Source organism: Pandoraea sp. XY-2 (assembly GCF_004193915.1).
Lineage (GTDB): Bacteria > Pseudomonadota > Gammaproteobacteria > Burkholderiales > Burkholderiaceae > Pandoraea > Pandoraea cepalis.
Map to the genome: position 1 here is coordinate 858,027 of NZ_CP030849.1, position 20,204 is coordinate 878,230.

The window sequence follows — 20,204 nt, forward strand, 5'->3', positions numbered from 1 at the left end:
GATGCGCCTCCTGCGTCTGATCAAGATCTTTTTCGTCAGCTACCGCTACGGGCTCGACGAACTGGTGCTCTCGAGCATTCCTCATCCCATTGCACGCGGGCTGCTGCGCGTGTTGTCGTTCGGGCGCAGTGGCCTCAAAGCGCCGCGCGGCGAACGCTTGCGCCTCGCGCTTGAATCGCTGGGGCCGATTTTCGTGAAGTTCGGACAAGTGCTCTCGACGCGCCGCGATCTGATGCCGCCCGATATCGCGCAGGAACTGGCGCGTCTCCAGGATCAGGTGCCGCCGTTCGATCCGGCAGTGGCCCGCGCGAGCATCGAGAAGTCGCTGGGTCACCCGCTCGAAGACGTCTTCGTGGAATTCGAGCGCATGCCGGTCGCGAGTGCCTCGATTGCGCAGGTGCACTTCGCCCGGGTTCGCGATGGCGAGCACGCCGGCAAAGAAGTCGCGGTCAAGGTATTGCGCCCGAATATGCTCAACGTGATCGACAGCGATCTGGCGCTCATGCGCGATCTCGCCGGTTGGGTCGAGCGGCTGTGGCCAGACGGCAAACGGCTCAAGCCTCGAGAAGTGGTCGCCGAGTTCGACAAGTATCTGCACGACGAACTCGACCTGATGCGCGAGGCCGCCAACGCCGCGCAACTTCGTCGCAACTTCATCGACTCGGGCATGCTGATGGTGCCCGAGATCTATTGGGAGTTCAGTTCCAGCTCCGTCCTCGTGATGGAGCGCATGCACGGGGTGCCGATCAGCCAGATCGACGTGCTGCGCGAGGCGGGCGTCGACCTCAAGAAGCTCGCGCGCGAGGGCGTCGAGATCTTCTTCACCCAGTTCCTGCGCGACGGCTTCTTCCACGCCGACATGCATCCAGGCAATATCCTGGTCAGTCTCGATCCGGCGACGTTCGGCCGGTATATCGCGCTCGACTGCGGCATCGTCGGTGCGTTGTCCGAGTTCGACAAGAACTACCTCGCCCAGAATTTCCTCGCGTTCTTCCGTCGCGACTACCACCGGGTGGCATCGCTGCACCTGGAGTCGGGCTGGGTGCCGGCCGACACGCGGGTCGAAGAACTCGAAGGGGCGATTCGCGCCGTCTGCGAGCCGTACTTCGACCGGCCGCTCAAGGAGATTTCGCTCGGGCTCGTGCTCATGCGCCTGTTCCAGACGTCGCGCCGCTTCAATGTCGAGATTCAACCGCAGCTCGTGCTGCTGCAAAAGACGCTGCTCAATATCGAAGGCCTCGGCCGTCAGCTCGACCCGGATCTGGATTTGTGGAAGACGGCCAAGCCGTTCCTCGAACGGTGGATGGCCGAACAGATCGGCCCGCGCGGCTGGCTTGAACGGCTGAAGGCCGAAGTGCCGCAGTGGAGCAAGACGATGCCGCAACTGCCGCGGCTCATCCACCAGGCGCTCGCCGCGCATGCGCGTCCGCAGGACGACACCGTGCTGCTCGCGTTACTTCAGGAGCAACGCCGCACCAATCGGCTGCTGACGGGCGCGTTCTGTCTGGTGGGCGGCGTCGCCATCGGCGTGTTGACGGCGTTTGTCTGGCTCTACGGCGGATTCTGAAAATGGCGGAGCCTATGGTGCCCATCGTCCGAACGCCTTACGTCGCATTTGCCGCCCCTCGCGAGGATGACCGGCCGGAGACGGGCGGTGCGCCCGCCGCGCCTGCCGGACCTTCCGTCCCGTCTTTCTCCCATCGCGATCCGTCGCGCGCGGAATTCTGGGACGAGCGCTTCGCGAGCGCCTTCATGCCGTGGGACGCGGCCGGGGTGCCCCAGGCGCTGCGAGACTTCGTAGCCGGCGAGGGCGCACCCCGGGCCACGCTGATCCCGGGTTGCGGCTCGGCGTATGAGGCCGCATGGCTCGACAGGCAAGGCTGGCCGGTGCGGGCCATCGACTTCTCGGCGACCGCCGTCGCGTCGGCCAAGGCGCGGCTCGGTCCACACGCGGCGCTCGTGGAACAGGCCGATTTCTTCACCTATACGCCGCCGTTCACGCTCGAGGTGGTCTACGAGCGGGCGTTTCTCTGCGCCTTGCCCCGCACCCTCTGGCAGGACTACTCCCGCCGGATGGCGCAACTGCTGCCCCAAGGTGGACGTCTGGCCGGATTTTTCTTCCTCAAGGAAACGCTGAAGGGCCCGCCGTTCGGCATCGCGCCGGACGCCCTGGATGCTCTGCTCGGTCAGGATTTCGTCTGCGAGGCGGACCGGCAGGTCGACGACTCGGTGCCGGTCTTCGCCGGCGCCGAACACTGGATGATCTGGCGCCGGCGCTGAGCGTCAAACGGTCCCTTTGGCGTCACGGCGGTGACTGCGCACAGGCACCATCAGCATGCAACGTCACCCCAGACGCTAGGCAATTCCCGATATTTGCCGCCATCGAACTCGGCCGTCGCGATTTTTCCTCCCCGTGTGGCGCGCGCGCCGCTATAATCGGCCGAAATTTTTTCGCCAGGCGGCACAGCGGGCAGATAAAGGCGCTCCATCGCATCGGCCCCGTCATGCACGACCTGATTTTCTGTTGCCCGGAAGGCTGCGGCCCAAGGCGCGGTATCGTTCGCTTGCGCAGTGGCCTTTTGAGGCCGGACCGGACGCAAGACTGACGCCGCCACGCCATGACCGACGCCCCGGGGATTGGCGGGGGCCGCGTTATGCTGATCTGGTTTGTCATACTGTATTGGGTCATTTCAGTGGCCATCGGGCTGTTGGCCGCCCTCAAGGTCCGCAATACCAAGGATTTCACCGTCGCCGGCCGTCGCCTGCCCTATGGCATGGTCATCGCCGTGGTCTTCGCCACCTGGTTCGGCTCCGAAGCGGTACTCGGCATTCCCGCCACCTTCCTCGGCGAAGGGCTGCGCGGTGTGGTCTCGGATCCGTTCGGTTCGTCGATGTGCCTGGTGCTCGTCGGCATGTTTTTCGCCCGCAAGCTGTATCGCATGAACCTCATGACGATCGGCGACTTCTACAAGCTCAGGTACAACCGTACGGTTGAAGTGGTGACGAGTATCGCGATCGTGATCTCTTACCTCGGCTGGGTCGGCGCGCAGATCAAGGCACTGGGTCTCGTGTTTCACGCGGTGTCCGGCGGCGCGATGTCCGAGCCCACGGGCATGATCGTCGGCGCGGTCTCGGTGCTGGCCTACACGCTGCTCGGCGGCATGATCTCGGTGGCCGTGACCGACTTCATCCAGATGATCATCATCGTCGTGGGTCTCGTGTACATCGCCGTGCAAGTCTCCGGCATGGTGCCGGGCGGGGCGAGCGCGGTGATCGCGCACGCGGCGGACGCCGGCAAGTTCGTGTTCCTTCCCGAGTTGAATCCGGCCGAAGTGCTGGCGTTCATCGCGGCGGGCATCACCATGATGTTCGGCTCGATTCCTCAACAGGACGTGTTTCAGCGCGTGATGTCGTCGAAGTCGGAAAACGTGGCGGTCGCCGGTTCGGTCACGGGCGGCGTGCTGTACTTCTTCTTCACGTTCATCCCGATCTTCCTGGCCTACTCGGCGCTGCTGATCGCCCCGTCGATGGTACAGAAGTACATCGGCACCGATCCGCAACAGATCTTGCCGCAGTTGGTGCTCACTAGCGTGCCGATCGTTGCACAAGTGATGTTCTTCGGCGCGCTCCTCTCGGCGATCAAGAGTTGCGCGTCGGCCACGCTGCTGGCGCCGTCGGTGACCTTCGCCGAGAACATCGTCCGCCCGATGCTGCGCGGCCGGATTGACGACAAGCACTTGCTGCGTCTGATGCGCATCGTCGTGCTGTGCTTCACGGCGCTGGTGCTGGTGTATGCGCTCAATTCCACGGCGTCGATCTTCCACATGGTCGAGAGCGCGTACAAGGTCACGCTGGTGTGCTGTTTCGTGCCGCTGGCGTTCGGCTTGTACTGGAAGCGTTCGAGCTCGCTCGGCGGCACGCTCGCCGTGCTCTTCGGCCTGGGCGTCTGGATTGGCTGCGAATGGCTGGCGCCCGAGGCCATAGTCCCGGCGCAGTTGGCGGGCCTGGCGGCCTCGATCGTCGGCATGGTGGTCGGCTCGCTTCTCCAGCCCAACGCAGAACGCACGAAGTCGGCGGAGCCGCAGGTGTCGACGGTCTGACGAACCCGCACCGGGCAATGAAAGGGCGGCAATTGCCGCCCTTTTTCATCGGCGGGCGGTGGGCGTTCCGGCCGGAAAGCCTTCCACTACGCGGACTGCGGCCACGGGCGACCTTGATCTTGGGGCGTTGCGGCCCCATATGTCGCTGGACAAATCCCGAAAGCCTTGTGAAGCGGTTATAATTCAAGGCTTTGCGCGCCTTTTTCCGTCGGAAAGTACCATGCCTATCTATGCCTATCGTTGCGAAACATGCGGTTTCGCCAAGGATGTGCTGCAAAAAATGAGCGATGATCCGCTCTCCCAGTGCCCGGAATGCGGCAAGGACACGTTTCGCAAGCAGGTGACTGCGGCCGGGTTCCAGCTCAAGGGTTCAGGGTGGTATGTGACCGATTTCCGTGGCGGTTCGGGCGGCGCGAGTGCCTCGGGTGCGGCGTCGACCTCGTCGGCGCCGGCAGCGGCGTCGGGCGAGAGCGCGACGTCGCCCGCTTCGGCCTCGTCGTCTGGCGGCGAGTCGTCGAGCGCGCCGGCGGCGAGCTGTGGCGGCGGTTGCGCCTGCCACTGAGATAGACAGAACGATGCGCGTTCGCGCCCGGCGGCCGGATGCGCCGGGACGCGGATTCGCCTGCTGACACACCCCATAGCCGCCCACCTTCGCGAGCCCTGCCATGCGCGTTAAGAAACCCGCGTTGAAGACGATTTTCCTCACCGGCCTGCTGGTGCTGGTGCCGCTCGCCATCACGCTGTGGGTCCTCGGCCTGATCATCGGCACGATGGATCAGACCTTGCTGCTGTTGCCGGACGACTGGCAGCCGTCGCACCTCATCGGCATGCGCGTGCCCGGCTTCGGCGTGGTGGTGACGCTCGCGTTCGTGTTCGTCGTTGGCCTTCTGGCGCATAATTTCATCGGCCAGAAGCTGGTCGGCTGGTGGGAAGCCATCCTGACGCGCATTCCCATCGTTGGACCGCTGTATGGCAGCGTCAAGCAGGTGTCCGACACCTTGCTGTCCAGCAACGGCAACGCGTTTCGCAAGGCGTTGCTCGTGCGATATCCGCACGCGGATTCCTGGACCATCGCTTTCCTGACCGGCGCGCCGGGCGGCGACGTGGTCAATCATTTGCAGGGCGAGTTCGTGAGCGTCTATGTCCCGACGACGCCGAACCCGACGTCGGGTTTCTTCCTGATGATGCGGGCGAGCGACGTGGTCGAACTCGACATGACGGTCGATGCCGCCCTCAAGTACATCGTATCGATGGGCGTGGTGGCGCCCGCCCACAACCCGCGCCAGCAACGTCCCGGTCCGCTCCTCTGAGCCACTGGGAATCGCCGGCGCCATTTTTTGAAAATCGGAACAGCAAAATGTCCATGCGTACCTCCTACTGCGGTCTGGTGACCGAGCAACAACTGGGCCAAACGGTCAAGCTGTGTGGCTGGGTCAATCGCCGCCGCGATCACGGCGGGGTCATTTTCATCGACCTGCGCGATCGCGAAGGTCTGGTGCAGGTCGTGTGCGATCCGGACCGCGCGGAGATGTTCAAGGCCGCCGAAGGCCTGCGCAATGAATTCTGCGTGCAGATCACGGGCCTGGTGCGCAGCCGTCCGGCGGGCACCGAGAACGCCAACCTCACGAGCGGCAAGATCGAAGTGCTGTGCCACGCGCTCGAAGTGCTCAACCCGTCGGTCACGCCCCCGTTCCAGCTCGACGACGAAAACCTGTCGGAAACCACGCGCCTCACACATCGCGTGCTGGATCTGCGTCGTCCGCAGATGCAATACAACCTGCGCCTGCGCTACAAGGTGGCGATGGAAGTGCGCAAATATCTCGATGCGCAAGGCTTCATCGACATCGAGACCCCGATGCTCACGAAGAGCACCCCGGAAGGCGCGCGCGACTATCTGGTGCCCTCGCGTGTGAACGCGGGCATGTTTTTCGCGCTGCCGCAGTCGCCGCAGCTCTTCAAGCAGCTCTTGATGGTGGCCGGCTTCGACCGCTATTACCAGATCACCAAGTGCTTCCGCGATGAAGACCTGCGCGCTGACCGTCAGCCGGAATTCACGCAGATCGACTGCGAAACCTCGTTCCTCTCGGAGCAGGAAATCCGCGATCTGTTCGAGAACATGATTCGTCACGTGTTCAAGGAAGCCATCGACGTCGACCTCGACGCCAAGGTGCCGGTCATGGAGTACGCGGAAGCGATGCGTCGCTTCGGCTCCGACAAGCCGGATCTGCGCGTGAAGCTCGAATTCACCGAGCTGACCGACGTGATGGGCGACGTGGACTTCAAGGTGTTCTCGGTGCCGGCCACGACCGAGGGCGGTCGCGTGGTTGCGCTGCGCGTGCCGGGCGGTGCGGAGATCTCGCGTAGCGAAATCGACGCCTACACCGATTTCGTGAAGATCTACGGCGCGAAGGGCCTGGCGTGGATCAAGGTCAACGAAGTGGCCAAGGGTCGCGACGGTCTGCAAAGCCCGATCGTGAAGAATCTGCACGACGCCGCCGTTGCCTCGATTCTCGAGCGTACCGGCGCGCAGGACGGCGACATCATTTTCTTCGGTGCGGACAAGGCCAAGGTGGTGAACGACGGCATCGGCGCGCTGCGTCTGAAGATCGGTCACTCGGAATTCGGCAAGAGCCACGGCCTGTTCGAAGCCGGCTGGCGTCCGCTGTGGGTCGTCGACTTCCCGATGTTCGAGTACGACGAGGAAGATGCCCGCTGGGTCGCGTGCCATCATCCGTTCACGAGCCCGAAGGACGAGCACATCGACTACCTCGAGACCGATCCGGGCAAGTGTCTGGCCAAGGCCTACGACATGGTGCTCAACGGCTGGGAAATCGGCGGCGGTTCGGTCCGTATCTTCCAGGAAGACGTGCAGAGCAAGGTGTTCCGTGCGCTCAATCTCGGCGAGGAAGAAGCCCGGGCAAAGTTCGGCTTCCTGCTCGACGCGCTCCAGTACGGCGCGCCGCCGCACGGGGGCATCGCGTTCGGTCTGGACCGCGTCATCACGATGATGGCCGGTGCCGATTCGATCCGCGACGTGATCGCGTTCCCGAAGACGCAACGTGCGCAGGATCTGCTCACGCAGGCACCGTCGTCGGTCGACGAGCGTCAACTGCGCGACCTGCATATCCGTCTGCGCCAGCCGGAAGCGCCCAAGGCCTGACGTGGCTCACGGGGCCGCTCGTCGGCCCCGCACGCAAGGCTGAAAACCCCCTCTGCCGTCAGGCGAGGGGGTTTTCGTTTTTCGGGGGCATCGCGCATGCCGCAACACCCGGCGTTTGCCCTATACAATGCGTCATCGGTGCCGCTCTTCGGTGCCGTTCTCGAATCGCCACCTGCATGAAACCCTTCAAGATTCCCGAATCCGTGCTCGTCGTGATCTATACGCCGGCGCTCGACGTTCTGCTCATCGAGCGTGCGGACGCCGAGAACTTCTGGCAGTCGGTCACCGGCAGCAAGGACCGGCTCGACGAACCGCTGCTCGAGACGGCCGTGCGCGAAGTCTTCGAGGAGACCGGTATTCGCGTGGCAAACGGAACCCCGGTGCCCGCCGCTGCGCTGACCGATTGGCAGCACGAAATTCAGTACAACATCTATCCGCGTTGGGCCCATCGCTATGCACCGGGCGTGACGCGCAATACGGAGCACTGGTTCGGCTTGTGCGTGCCGCAGAACACCGCCGTGACGCTCTCGCCGCGCGAGCACGTCGCCTACGCCTGGCTGCCGTGGGAAGCGGCCGCCGCGCGTTGTTTCTCACCGTCGAACGGCGATGCCATCCGGCAGTTGCCGTTGCGCGTGCGCTAGCCGCGGCACGGCGCGCCGATGAGCAAGTACCTGCCGTTTTCCCGCGATAACGATCTGACGCTGCTCTATCTCGGTCAGCGCTACTTCGCAGCCCTCATCGCCGCCATCGACCGCGCCACCCGCGACGTGGCGCTCGAGACATATATCTTCGAGGCCGACGAGGCGGGGCAGCAAGTCGCCGCAGCGCTGCAACGCGCCGCGCAACGCGGCGTTGCGGTACGCGTCATCCTCGACGGCATCGGCACGAGCCGCCGACTGCCGTTTCTCGCCGACTGGCGCGAGAGCGGTGTGGCGTATCGCATCTACAATCCGAGACTGTTCGGCAAGTTCGGTTTCTCGCGCACGCACCGCAAGCTGGCCATCGTCGATCACACGGTGGCATTCGTCGGCGGCATCAACATCATCGACGACGACAACGCCGGTGGCGACACCCGCATGGACGATCCGCGCTGGGACTTTGCCGTGCAATGCCGCGGTCCCCTCGTCACTGAGATCTCCATCGCGTTTCACATTCAGTGGCTGCGCCTCGCGCCGGGGTATCTGGGGACGCCGTTCCGTCATCGTCGCCGCGGGCAACGTGGGCGTTTGCACGCCCCTTACGCCGGTCAGGCGGCTTTCGTGGCACGCGATAACCTGCACAATCGTCGCGCGGTCGAAAAGGCGTATCTGATGGCGCTGGGCCGCGCGCGCCACGAGGTTTGGCTCGCGAATCCCTATTTCGTGCCCGGCCGCCGGCTGCGACGTGCACTGACGCAGGCGGCCCAACGCGGCGTGGCGGTGCATCTGCTGATCGGCCGCAACGAGTTCCGCCTGCTCGACGCCGCGGTGCCCTGGCTTTACGCGAAGTTGCTCGATGCCGGCGTGCGCATCGGCGAGTACGACGTGCGTCAACTGCATGGCAAGGTGGCTGTCGTCGACGACGTATGGGCGACGGTCGGCTCCTCCAATCTGGATGCGCTGTCGCTGTTCCTGAATCACGAAGCCAACGTGGTGGTGCTCGACGACCCGCTGGTCATCGAACTGCGCGACCATATCCGCCGAGCCTTTGACGAGGCGCGTCTCATCGACCCCGCCCGCTACGGCGCACGCTCGCGCTGGCGGCGCTTCCGCCAGTGGATGGCGTATCGCCTCTATCGCCTGACGATGCGGCTCCTCACGCGCGGCAAATACGACTGATTCTCGGGCGGATGCCGACGGATGATCCGCCGTTGCTCATTGCCCTCGGCCCTGTGCCGACGTCGCCGCCCCCCTTCCGACGGCTACCGATTAGGTATTCCGATCTAATAAATTCCTTGTTCGCCCATGGGCGTCCCTCAATAATAGGACGGCCGTTCGATTTTTTGGTTAGCATCGGAGAACGGATAACCAAAGCGATGCCAAACATATGCGAAAGGGTGAACAGACACGAGCCGCCATCCTGAATGCCGCGCTGGAACTTGCGGGGCGCGATGGACTTGAGGGGCTGACGATCGGCTTGCTGGCTGATCGTATGCAGATGAGCAAGAGCGGCGTCTTCGCGCACTTCGGTTCGCGCGAGGACTTGCAGATTGAAGTGCTGCGCGAATATCACCGGCGTTTCGAGGACGAGGTATTCGCCCCCGGGATGGAAGCCCCGCGCGGCTTGCCGCGACTCAGGGCGCTGGTGGATCGCTGGATGGACAAGCGCATTCGCGAGGTGACGACGGGCTGTATCTATATCAGCGGTGCCGTCGAGTACGACGATCGCGCGGCCAGTCCGGTGCGCGAGGCCTTGGTGAAGAGCGTGCGGTTGTGGCGATCGGCCCTGCTGCGCGCGATCACGCAAGCGAAGGAGGAGGGGCATCTGCGCGAGGACACCGATCCGCGTCTGATGCTCTTTGAAATGTACAGCCTGACACTTGGCTTGCATCATGACGCGCGGTTCCTCCGGGAGCCGGGGGCAGTCGAGATGACCCGGGTGGCGCTGGAAAAACTGATTTCGTCTTATCAGCGCGGGTGAGGCGCGAGCCGTCCGCGATTCAATTCGATTTGTTCGGAGGAGTAGGTCATGGGACAGTACAACGCGCCGCTGCGCGACATGCAGTTCGTTTTGCACGAACTGCTGGGCGTGGAAAACGAATTGAAGGCATTGCCGAAACACGCGGACATCGATGCCGACACCATCAACCAGGTGCTCGAAGAGGCCGGCAAGTTCTGCAGCGAAGTCGTCTTCCCGCTGAATCAGGTGGGTGATCGCGAGGGCTGCAAGTACGAAGGCGATGGCGTGGTCACGACGCCGACCGGCTTCAAGCAGGCCTATCAGCAATACGTCGAGGCCGGCTGGCCCTCGCTGGCGTGTGACCCCGCATTCGGAGGCCAAGGGCTGCCGCAGGTCGTCAACAACGCCCTGTATGAAATGCTCAACTCCGCCAACCAGGCCTGGACGATGTATCCCGGCCTGTCGCACGGCGCTTACGAGTGCCTGCATGCGCATGGCACGCCTGAGCAGCAATCCACCTATCTGCCGAAGATCGTATCGGGCGAATGGACCGGTACGATGTGCCTGACCGAGCCGCATTGCGGCACCGATCTGGGCATGTTGCGCACGAAGGCCGAGCCGAATGGCGATGGCTCGTACGCCATCTCCGGTACCAAGATCTTCATCTCCGCCGGCGAGCACGACATGGCCGCCAACATCGTCCACCTTGTGCTGGCCCGCCTGCCGGACGCGCCGCCGGGAACGAAGGGTATCTCGCTGTTCGTCGTGCCGAAGTTCATCCCCGACGCGAATGGCGCACCGGGTGAGCGCAACGGCATCAAGTGCGGCTCGATCGAGCACAAGATGGGCATTCACGGCAACGCCACCTGCGTGATGAACCTCGACGGCGCGCGCGGCTGGCTCGTCGGCGAACCGAACAAGGGCTTGAATGCCATGTTCGTGATGATGAACGCCGCGCGTCAGGGCGTGGGCATGCAGGGCATGGGCCTGACGGAAGTCGCTTACCAGAACTCGCTGGTGTACGCGAAGGAGCGCATCCAGATGCGCTCGCTCACCGGCCCGAAGGCCCCCGACAAGCCGGCGGATCCGATCATCGTGCATCCGGACGTGCGGCGCATGCTGCTCACGCAAAAGGCCTATGTGGAAGGCGGTCGTGCGTTCTCGTACTGGACCGCGCTGCATATCGACAAGGAACTGTCGCATGGTGACGAAGCCGAGCGCCGCGAGGCGGCGGATCTGGTCGCGCTGCTCACGCCGATCATCAAGGCTTTCCTGACCGACAATGCGTTCGAGTGCACCAACCACGCGATGCAGATCTACGGCGGCCACGGCTTCATCTCCGAGTGGGGCATGGAGCAGTATGTGCGCGATGCACGCATCAACATGATCTACGAGGGCACGAACTCGATTCAGGCGCTCGACCTGCTGGGCCGCAAGGTGCTCGGCGACATGGGGGCGAAGCTAAAGAAGTTCGGCAAGCTCGTGCAGGACTTCGTCGAGGCCGAAGGCACGAAGGAGGAAATGCAGGAGTTCGTCAATCCGCTCGCGGACATCGGCGACAAGGTGCAGAAGCTGACGATGGAAATCGGCATGAAGGCCATGACCAATCCAGACGAAGTGGGCGCCGCCTCGGTGCCGTATCAGCGCGTGGTCGGCCATCTCGTGTTCGCTTACTTCTGGGCACGCATGGCGCGCATCGCGCTTGACAAGCAAGGCAGCGGCGACAAGTTCTACGAATCGAAGCTCGCCACGGCGCGTTTCTATTTCGCCAAGTTGCTGCCGGAGACCGCGTCGCAAATCCGCATGGCCCGTGCCGGTGCGAAGACGCTGATGGAAGTCGACGTCGACCTGTTCTGAGAGCGGAGGAGATCACCGTGAGCCAAACCAACAAACCCCTGGTCGTACGCAAGGTCGCTGTGCTGGGCGCCGGCGTGATGGGTGCGCAGATCGCCGCGCACCTCGTCAATGCGAAAGTGCCCGTCGTGCTGTTCGATCTGCCGGCCAAGGAAGGCCCGAAGAACGGCATCGTCCTGCGTGCCATCGACGGCCTGAAGAAGCTGAGCCCCGCGCCGTTCGCCGACAAGGCCGACGCGCAATACATCGAAGCGGCGAATTACGAGGACGACCTTGCAACCCTCGCCGGCTGCGACGTGGTGATCGAAGCGATTGCCGAGCGCATGGACTGGAAGCATGACCTGTACAAGAAGGTCGCGCCGCATCTGGCCAAGCATGCGATCTTCGCGTCGAACACGTCGGGTCTGTCGATCACCGAACTCTCGGAAGGCTTTGACGCCGACCTCAAGTCGCGCTTCTGCGGCGTGCACTTCTTCAACCCGCCGCGCTATATGCATCTGGTCGAACTGATTCCGACCGCGACCACCGCGCCGGCCATCCTCGATCAGCTCGAAACGTTTCTCACCTCCACGCTCGGCAAGGGCGTGGTTCGCGCGAAGGACACACCGAACTTCATCGCCAACCGCGTGGGCGTGTTCTCGATTCTGGCGGTGTTCGCCGAAGCGCAGAAGTACGGCATTCCGTTCGATGTGGTGGATGACCTGACCGGCAGCAAGCTGGGTCGCGCAAAGTCGGCCACGTTCCGCACGGCCGACGTGGTCGGTCTGGACACGATGGCGCACGTGATCAAGACGATGCAGGACGGCCTCAAGGACGACCCGTTCGCCGCGACGTATGCCACGCCGCCGGTGCTCAAGGCACTTGTAGAAAAGGGCGCGCTGGGTCAGAAGACGGGTGCGGGTTTCTACAAGAAGGAAGGCAAGGTCATCAAGGTGCTCGACCCGCAATCGGGCGAGTATGTCGAGTCGGGCAAGAAGGCCGACGAGATGGTCGTGCGCATTCTGAAGAAAGCGCCGGCCGAGCGTCTGCGTCTGCTGCGCGAATCGACGAACCCGCAGGCACAGTTCCTGTGGGCGGTGTTCCGCGATGTGTTCCATTACATCGGTGTGTATCTCGAGCAGATCGCCGACAACGCACGTGAAGTCGACTTCGCCATTCGCTGGGGCTTCGGCTGGAGCACCGGTCCGTTCGAGGACTGGCAGGCTGCGGGCTGGAAGGACATTGCGCAGTGGGTGCAGGAAGACATCGACGCCGGTCAGGCGCTCTCGAGCGCGCCGCTGCCCAAGTGGGTGACGAGCGGCAAGGTCGCCGAGGCGGGCGGTGTGCACACGGCGGCGGGCTCGTATGCGCCGGCCAAAGATGCGTTTGTACCGCGCAGCACGCTGCCGGTGTATCAGCGTCAGGTCTTCCCGGCCTCGCTCGTGGGCGATGCCAGCGCCGACCCGCGCAAATTCGGCAAGACCATCGAGGAGAACGACGCCGTGCGCCTGTGGGTCGACGAGACCCCAGGGCAGGACGACGTGCTTATCGTCTCGTTCAAGTCGAAGATGAACACCATCGGGCCGGCCGTCATCGACGGGCTGACCCGTGCGATCGATCTGGCCGAGCAGCAATATCGCGGTGTGGTCGTATGGCAGCCCACGTCGCTCAAACTCGGTGCGCCGGGGGGCCGTTCTCTGCCGGCGCCGATCTCGAAGCGGCCATGCCCGCGTTCATGATGGGCGGCGCGAAGGGCATCGAGCCGTTCATCAAGAAGTTCCAGGACGGCATGATGCGTGTGAAGTACGCGCAGGTGCCGGTCGTCTCGGCCGTCTCCGGCATTGCGCTGGGCGGCGGGTGCGAGCTGTTGCTGCATAGCGCGAAGCGCGTGGCGGCGCTCGAGAGCTACATCGGTCTCGTGGAAGTCGGCGTGGGCCTGGTGCCGGCCGGCGGTGGCCTGAAGGAAGCGGCGATCCGCGCGGCCGACGCCGCGACCTCGGCGGGGAGCGTGCAGTATCTCCAGTTCGTCACCAAGTCGTTTACCAACGCGGCGATGGCAAAGGTCTCGGCCTCGGCGCTCGACGCCCGCGACATGGGCTATCTGAAGCCGACGGACACCATCGTGTACAACGTGCACGAACTGCTGTCGGTCGCCCGTAACGAAGCGCGTGCGCTGGCCGTTGCCGGCTATCGTCCGCCGCTCAAGCCGGCCGGCATTCCTGTAGCCGGTCGCTCGGGGATCTCGACCATCAAGGCGTCGCTCGTGAATATGCGAGACGGCAACTTCATCTCGGCGCACGACTTCCTGATCGCCTCGCGCATCGCCGAAGCCGTGTGCGGCGGCGACGTGGAGGGCGGCAGCCTCGTGAACGAAGAATGGCTGCTGGCGCTCGAGCGTCGCGCCTTCGTCGACCTGCTGGGCACGTCGAAGACCCAGGAACGCATCATGGGCATGCTGCAATCCGGCAAGCCGGTGCGCAACTAAGCCGATCGGAGACTGACATGAGCAAACAACTGCAAGACGCCTATATCGTAGCCGCCACGCGCGCGCCGATCGGCAAGGCACCCAAGGGCAGCTACAAGAACACGCGTCCGGACGACCTGCTCGCGACCATTCTCAAGAGCGCGCTCGCGCAGGTGCCGGATCTCGATCCGAAAGTGATCGAAGACGCCATCATCGGCTGCGCCATTCCCGAAGCCCAGCAGGGCTTGAACGTGGCGCGTATCGGCGCACTGCTCTCGGGTCTGCCGAACACGGTGGGCGGGGTGACCGTCAACCGCTTCTGCGCCTCGGGCCTCACCGCGCTCGCGATGGCGGCGGACCGCATTCGCGTGGGCGAAGCCGACGCAATGTTCGCCGGGGGTATCGAGAGCATGAGCATGGTGCCGATGATGGGCAACACGCCGTCGCTCTCGCCGTCGATCTTCGAGCGCGACGAGAACGTGGGCATCGCCTATGGCATGGGGTTGACCGCCGAGAAGGTGGCGCAGCAATGGGGCGTGACGCGCGACGCGCAGGACGCCTTCGCACTGGCCTCGCACCAGAAGGCGATCCAGGCGCAACAGGCCGGTGAATTCACGAACGAGATCACGCCGATCGAGATCGTCGAACGCTTTCCGAACCTGGCGACTGGCGAAGTGTCGATCAAGACGCGCACGCTGTCGCTCGACGAAGGCCCGCGTCCGGATACGTCGATCGAAGGGCTGGGCAAACTGCGTCCGGTGTTCGCGAACAAGGGCTCGGTCACGGCCGGCAACAGTTCGCAGACGTCGGATGGTGCCGGCGCGCTGCTCGTCGTGAGTGAGAAGATTCTCAAGCAGTTCAACCTCACGCCGCTCGCCCGTTTCGTGTCGTTCGCCGTGCGCGGCGTGCCGCCCGAGATCATGGGTATCGGTCCGAAGGAAGCGATTCCCGCGGCACTGCGTGCGGCGGGCCTGTCGCAGCAGGACATGGACTGGATCGAATTGAACGAGGCGTTTGCCGCGCAGGCCCTTGCCGTCATCAAGGATCTAGATCTCGATACCCGCAAGGTCAACCCGATGGGCGGCGCCATCGCGCTGGGCCACCCGCTGGGCGCAACCGGTGCGATCCGCGCCGCGACCGTGGTGCACGCGCTGCGCCGTCACAACCTGAAGTACGGGATGGTGACCATGTGCGTGGGGACCGGCATGGGCGCGGCGGGGATTCTCGAGCGCATGTAAGCGGGCGCGCCGCAGGCCGTCGGCGGGCAGTCGTCAGACATGCGGCGGACGACGGCCCAGGGCGCCGGGGTGCGGTTTCGCAACAGCGCGACCGCCCCCGGCGTTGTCATCTACGACGGGCAGTGACCCGGCGTCGCCAGATGCCTGGAACACCCGAGGAGACCCACGAGATGGAAGACGTATTGGTGCATCGCCAGGGCGCGGTGCAGGTGCTGACCTTCAACCGCGCGCACAAGAAGAATGCGATTACCGCCGCGATGTATCAGGCAATGGCCGAAGGCATTGCCGAGGCGGAGGCCGATCCGTCGTTGCGCGTGATGCTGATCCAGGGGCAGCCTGAGGCTTTTTCGGCGGGCAACGATCTCGAAGATTTCCTGAAAAACCCGCCGAAGGACGAGGACGCCCCCGTGTTCCAGTTCCTGCGTGCGATCAGCCAGGCAACCAAACCCATTGTGGCGGCCGTGGCAGGCAATGCGGTAGGCGTCGGCACGACGCTGCTGCTGCACTGCGATGTGGTGTATGCCACGCAAACCGCACGCTTCTCGCTGCCGTTCTCGCAACTGGCGTTGTGTCCGGAGGCGGCGTCGAGCTGGCTGCTGCCGCGCGTGGCGGGCTACCAGCGTGCCGCCGAGAAGCTGCTTTTCGGTGAGCCGTTCGACGTGAACGAGGCCGTCGCGATGGGCTTCGTCAACCGTGTTGTGCCGGCGGACGAACTGGCCGACTACGCTGCGAAGCGCGCCGCGCAACTCGCGGCCATGCCGGCGGGGTCGCTGCGCGTGACCAAGCAGTTGATGAAGGGCGACAGCGCGCAAGCGGTGCAGGCGCGTATTCGCGACGAGGCGTTGGAATTCGGCAAACGGCTCGTCTCTCCGGAAGCGCGTGAGGCGTTCACGGCGTTCTTCGAGAAGCGCAAGCCGGATTTCAGTCAGTTTTCATAACGCCCCGCCGTCGCCGGGAAGACTCGGCGGCACAGCAGGCGCATCACCGCCGCACGCCTCATTCTGCGAGACGGCGGCGTTTTTTCGTTGGCGGACGCTCAGCTCGCCGTGTCGAGCTTGGGTAGCGGGCGCGGACGGCGATCTTCGTCGGTCGCCACGTACGTGACCATCGCCTCGGTGACCTTGACGATCTCGTGCGACAGGCGCATGCGCTGCGCATAGGCCTCGACGTAGACGGTGATCGACGTATTGCCGGTCTTCACGATCGTCGCGTAAAAGCTCAGCAAGTCGCCCACGAACACCGGCTCCTTGAACAGGAACGAGTTGACGGCAATGGTCGCCACGCGGCCATTGGCGCGCTGTGCGGCGGGGATCGAGCCGGCAATGTCGACCTGCGACATGATCCAGCCGCCGAATACGTCGCCGTGGGCGTTGGCGTCGGCAGGCATCGGCAGCACGCGCAACGCCAGTTCTTTTTCTTCGGGCAGGGCCGTGAGGGCAGCAGTCGAGGTACTCATGAGGATCCTTGCGTGAGCCGGGAAGACTGCGAAAGTCGGAAACCGCGAGAAAGACGGCGACGGCACGCCGCTGCCGGTCCTTCTTCGGGTTTCCACGGGCGGGAGAGCCGCCCCGGCGTCGGCTCAGCATGAGACGCCGGGTTCTGCGAAAATACGCCATCGACGATTTTAGCGGAAAGCCCTCGAACGAGCCGGACGCCGCCCCTCCCCATCATGAGACGTTACTCTTCGGCCGAGCCTGCACCGACGGCCTCCGACGCCGCTCGCCCCCCCCGCGGCGACTGGCAAGTCATCAAATCGCTGTTCCCGTATCTGCTCGAATTCCGCGGACGCGTCACGCTGGCGCTGTCGTGCCTCGTCATGGCGAAGGTGGCCAACCTCGGCGTGCCCATCATCATGAAGCACATCGTCGACGGGCTCGGCCCCGTGGCGACCTTCTCCGCCACGGCGCGCGCATCGGGCGATGCGAGCCTGATCGTCGTGGGCGGGCTAGGTCTGCTGGTCGTGGCATACGGGGTGGTGCGCCTGTCCACGTCGCTCTTCACCGAACTGCGGGAAATGCTGTTCTCGAAGGTGACGGAAAGCGCGGTGCGGCAAATCGCCCTCAAGGTGTTTCGCCATTTGCACGCGCTGTCGCTGCGCTTTCACCTGGAGCGTCAGACGGGCGGCATGAGTCGCGACATCGAGCGCGGCACGCGGGGCATCCAGTCGATGATCTCGTACTCGCTCTACAGCATTCTGCCCACGCTCATCGAGGTGGCGCTCGTGCTCGGCTTCTTCGTCGTGCGCTACGACGCGTTTTACGCCATCGTCACGCTCGTGGCACTGTCGTTCTACATCGTGTTCACGGTGAAAGTCACGGAGTGGCGCACGCATTTTCGTCGCACCATGAACGAACTCGACTCGAAAGCCAACGCGCGCGCGATCGATTCGCTGATCAACTACGAGACGGTGAAGTATTTCGGCAACGAGGCGTTCGAGACGCAGCGTTACGACGAGAACCTCAAGCGCTATCGTGCGGCGGCGATTCGGTCGCAGAACTCGCTCTCGGTGTTGAATTTCGGGCAGCAGGCGATCATCGCGACCGGACTCATCCTGATTCTCTGGCATGCCACCCAAGGCGTAATGAGTGGGCGCATGACGCTCGGCGATCTCGTGCTCGTCAACACGTTCATGCTGCAGCTCTACATTCCGCTGAATTTCCTCGGCGTGATCTATCGCGAACTCAAACAGGCGATGACCGACATGGATCGCATGTTCACGTTGCTCGACGTGAATCGCGAAGTCGCCGATCCGCCGGGTGCGGCGCCGCTCGTCTGTCATGGCGGCACCGTGCGTTTCGAGCACGTGAATTTCGGGTACGAGGCGTCGCGCCAAATTCTGCACGACGTCGATTTCACCGTGGCGGCGGGCACGACCACGGCCGTCGTCGGACACAGCGGCTCGGGCAAATCGACGCTCTCACGCCTGCTGTTCCGCTTCTACGACGTCGGCTTCCCCGGCGCGGCGGCGGGGCGCATCACCATCGACGGGCAGGACATTCGCGACGTTACGCAGGATTCGCTGCGCGCGGCCATCGGTATCGTGCCGCAGGACACCGTGCTGTTCAACGACACGATCTACTACAACATCGCGTACGGCAATCCGTCGGCGTCGCGCGAGCAGGTCATCGCCGCGGCCCGTGCGGCGCATATCCACGACTTCATCGAGAGCCTGCCGGCCGGCTATGAGTCGATGGTCGGCGAGCGCGGGCTCAAGCTCTCCGGCGGCGAGAAGCAGCGCGTGGCGATTGCGCGCACCCTTCTCAAGAATCCGCACATCCTGATTTTCGACGAGGCGACCTCGGCGCTGGACTCGCGCTCCGAGCAGGCGATTCAGGCGGAGTTGCGCAACATCGCCCGTGAACGCACGACGCTCGTCATCGCGCACCGCCTCTCGACGGTCGTGCACGCCGCGCAGATCATCGTGCTCGACAAGGGCCGCATCGTGGAGCGCGGCACGCACGACGACCTGCTGCGTGCCGAAGGACTCTACGCGCAGATGTGGGCGTTGCAACAGCAGCGTCGCGACGGGGAGGGCGATGCCGAGGCGTCGCACTTCGCCACGGTGGTGTCCTGAGGGGCGCGGCGACTCGGCCGTCGGGCGGAAGGCAGGGCGGTTGGGCCGTTGAGCCGTTGGGCAGTTGGGCAGTTGGACGACTGGCGCGGACGCGGGCCTGTGCGCCGGCCGGACGATTGAGTAGACTAGCGCGCTGACATCGCCGACGCGGGAGTGCCGCATGGAAATCAAATGGCTCGAGGACTTCGTGTCGCTCGCCAAGACGAACAGTTTCAGTCGTTCGGCTGAGTTGCGCCATGTGACGCAGCCCGCGTTCTCGCGCCGGATTCAGTCGCTCGAAGCGTGGCTCGGCAGCGAACTGATCGACCGATCGAGTTACCCCACGCGCCTCACCGCGGCCGGCGAAGTGTTCTATGAGCAGGCGCTGGCATTGCTCTCGCAAGCGCAGGAGGCGCGCGCCTTGCTGCGCGAACAGCGCTCGGCCGACCATTCGGTACTCGATTTCGCCGTGCCGCACACGCTGTCGATGACGTTCTTCCCGCGATGGCTCAAGGCGCTGGAGAAGCGTCTGGGCCTGCTACGCAGCCGTCTGCGTGCGCTCAACGTGCACGACGCGGCGATGTCGCTGACCGATGGAGGCTGCGATCTCCTGATGTGCTACTACCATCCGAGCCAGCCCTTGCAACTCGATGCGGCGCGCTACGAGATGATCGTGCTCGGCAGCGAGCGGTTCAGCCCCTACAGCGCCCCGACGCCGCACAAGCGCCCCCGCTTCAAGTTGCCTGGCACGCCAGACGCGCCGGTGCCCTACCTCGCCTACACGGCGAATGCCTATCTCGGCCGGATGACCGACCTGCTTGCCGGCGACGCCTCGAACCGGCTGCATCTGGACAAGGTGTACGAGACGGACATGGCCGAGGCGCTCAAGGCGATGGTGCTCGCCGGACACGGTGTGGCCTTTCTACCGGAAAGCGCCGTGATCGATTCGGTCGCGCGCGGCGAGTTGGTCGATCTCGCGCCCTCGGGCAAGGCGGCGTCCCCATGGCATCTGGACATGGAAATTCGCCTGTATCGCGACCGTCTGGCCTATACCGATGCCAGCAACCGGCGCGAGCTGACCAAGCGCGATGCGGTCGAGGCGTTCTGGCAAGCCGTGCGCGATCAGATCAAAGGCTGACCGGCGTTCGTGCCGGATCGGGGCGATGCGCGTCGATTCGCGGAAGGTCGCGATGATTTCATGCGGCTGGTATAACTATGCACGAATTGCATAGTTGCATGTTTATTCGGCATTGGATTG

15 protein-coding genes and 1 pseudogene are annotated in these 20,204 nt (G+C 64.2%); 15 read left to right on the forward strand and 1 reads right to left on the reverse strand.

Annotated features, from left to right (window positions below; all coding sequences use genetic code 11):
* The first annotated feature begins 1 nt into the window (after position 1).
* The 13 genes and pseudogenes from ubiB to DRB87_RS03970 all read left to right on the forward strand — a co-directional run bounded on the left by ubiB (position 2) and on the right by DRB87_RS03970 (position 16,331).
* Complete coding sequence (ubiB, locus tag DRB87_RS03910) at positions 2-1,567, forward strand: ubiquinone biosynthesis regulatory protein kinase UbiB (protein ID WP_130024943.1); 1,566 nt, start codon at positions 2-4, stop codon at positions 1,565-1,567.
* Positions 1,568-1,581: 14 nt separating this feature from the next.
* The gene (locus DRB87_RS03915; protein WP_130024944.1) at positions 1,582-2,280 is read left to right on the forward strand and encodes a methyltransferase domain-containing protein; all 699 of its coding nucleotides are present in this window, start codon (positions 1,582-1,584) and stop codon (positions 2,278-2,280) included.
* A gap of 374 nt (positions 2,281-2,654) precedes the next feature.
* Positions 2,655-4,100, forward strand: coding sequence for a sodium:solute symporter family protein (locus DRB87_RS03920; protein ID WP_130024945.1), 1,446 nt, complete (start codon positions 2,655-2,657; stop codon positions 4,098-4,100).
* 220 nt (positions 4,101-4,320) lie between these two features.
* Entirely contained in the window at positions 4,321-4,662 is a 342-nt protein-coding gene (locus tag DRB87_RS03925) for an FmdB family zinc ribbon protein (RefSeq protein WP_130024946.1), read from the forward strand.
* A gap of 103 nt (positions 4,663-4,765) precedes the next feature.
* Positions 4,766-5,410, forward strand: coding sequence for a DUF502 domain-containing protein (locus DRB87_RS03930; RefSeq protein ID WP_017235625.1), 645 nt, complete (start codon positions 4,766-4,768; stop codon positions 5,408-5,410).
* A 47-nt stretch (positions 5,411-5,457) separates the two neighbouring features.
* On the forward strand, positions 5,458-7,260 hold the full coding sequence (gene aspS / locus DRB87_RS03935) for an aspartate--tRNA ligase (protein ID WP_130024947.1): 1,803 nt from the start codon (positions 5,458-5,460) through the stop codon (positions 7,258-7,260).
* A 176-nt stretch (positions 7,261-7,436) separates the two neighbouring features.
* Positions 7,437-7,901 carry a dihydroneopterin triphosphate diphosphatase gene (gene nudB / locus DRB87_RS03940; protein WP_130024948.1) on the forward strand — a complete coding sequence of 155 codons (465 nt, stop codon included), beginning with the start codon at positions 7,437-7,439 and terminating at the stop codon, positions 7,899-7,901.
* An 18-nt stretch (positions 7,902-7,919) separates the two neighbouring features.
* Positions 7,920-9,077: a cardiolipin synthase ClsB gene (gene clsB / locus DRB87_RS03945; RefSeq protein WP_130024949.1), complete on the forward strand. Its 1,158-nt coding sequence runs from the start codon at positions 7,920-7,922 to the stop codon at positions 9,075-9,077.
* Positions 9,078-9,285: 208 nt separating this feature from the next.
* Positions 9,286-9,879 carry a TetR/AcrR family transcriptional regulator gene (locus DRB87_RS03950; RefSeq protein WP_130024950.1) on the forward strand — a complete coding sequence of 198 codons (594 nt, stop codon included), beginning with the start codon at positions 9,286-9,288 and terminating at the stop codon, positions 9,877-9,879.
* Positions 9,880-9,927: 48 nt separating this feature from the next.
* Positions 9,928-11,715, forward strand: coding sequence for an acyl-CoA dehydrogenase C-terminal domain-containing protein (locus DRB87_RS03955; RefSeq protein WP_130024951.1), 1,788 nt, complete (start codon positions 9,928-9,930; stop codon positions 11,713-11,715).
* Between the two features lie 77 nt (positions 11,716-11,792).
* Positions 11,793-14,176 (forward strand): annotated as a pseudogene (locus DRB87_RS03960) (3-hydroxyacyl-CoA dehydrogenase/enoyl-CoA hydratase family protein).
* A gap of 17 nt (positions 14,177-14,193) precedes the next feature.
* On the forward strand, positions 14,194-15,393 hold the full coding sequence (locus tag DRB87_RS03965; protein WP_130024952.1) for an acetyl-CoA C-acyltransferase: 1,200 nt from the start codon (positions 14,194-14,196) through the stop codon (positions 15,391-15,393).
* Positions 15,394-15,563: 170 nt separating this feature from the next.
* Positions 15,564-16,331 carry an enoyl-CoA hydratase gene (locus DRB87_RS03970; protein ID WP_130024953.1) on the forward strand — a complete coding sequence of 256 codons (768 nt, stop codon included), beginning with the start codon at positions 15,564-15,566 and terminating at the stop codon, positions 16,329-16,331.
* Between the two features lie 98 nt (positions 16,332-16,429).
* Here DRB87_RS03970 and DRB87_RS03975 read toward each other — a convergent pair whose 3' ends face one another.
* Positions 16,430-16,849 (reverse strand): acyl-CoA thioesterase, encoded by a 420-nt coding sequence (locus DRB87_RS03975; protein WP_017235634.1) that lies wholly within the window; start codon positions 16,847-16,849, stop codon positions 16,430-16,432.
* 213 nt (positions 16,850-17,062) lie between these two features.
* On the opposite strand from DRB87_RS03975, the gene DRB87_RS03980 reads away from it, so the two are divergent.
* Both DRB87_RS03980 and DRB87_RS03985 read left to right on the forward strand, forming a co-directional pair.
* Entirely contained in the window at positions 17,063-18,967 is a 1,905-nt protein-coding gene (locus DRB87_RS03980; RefSeq protein WP_017235635.1) for an ABC transporter ATP-binding protein/permease, read from the forward strand.
* 160 nt (positions 18,968-19,127) lie between these two features.
* Positions 19,128-20,084 (forward strand): LysR family transcriptional regulator, encoded by a 957-nt coding sequence (locus DRB87_RS03985; protein WP_130024954.1) that lies wholly within the window; start codon positions 19,128-19,130, stop codon positions 20,082-20,084.
* The last annotated feature ends 120 nt before the right edge of the window (positions 20,085-20,204 follow it).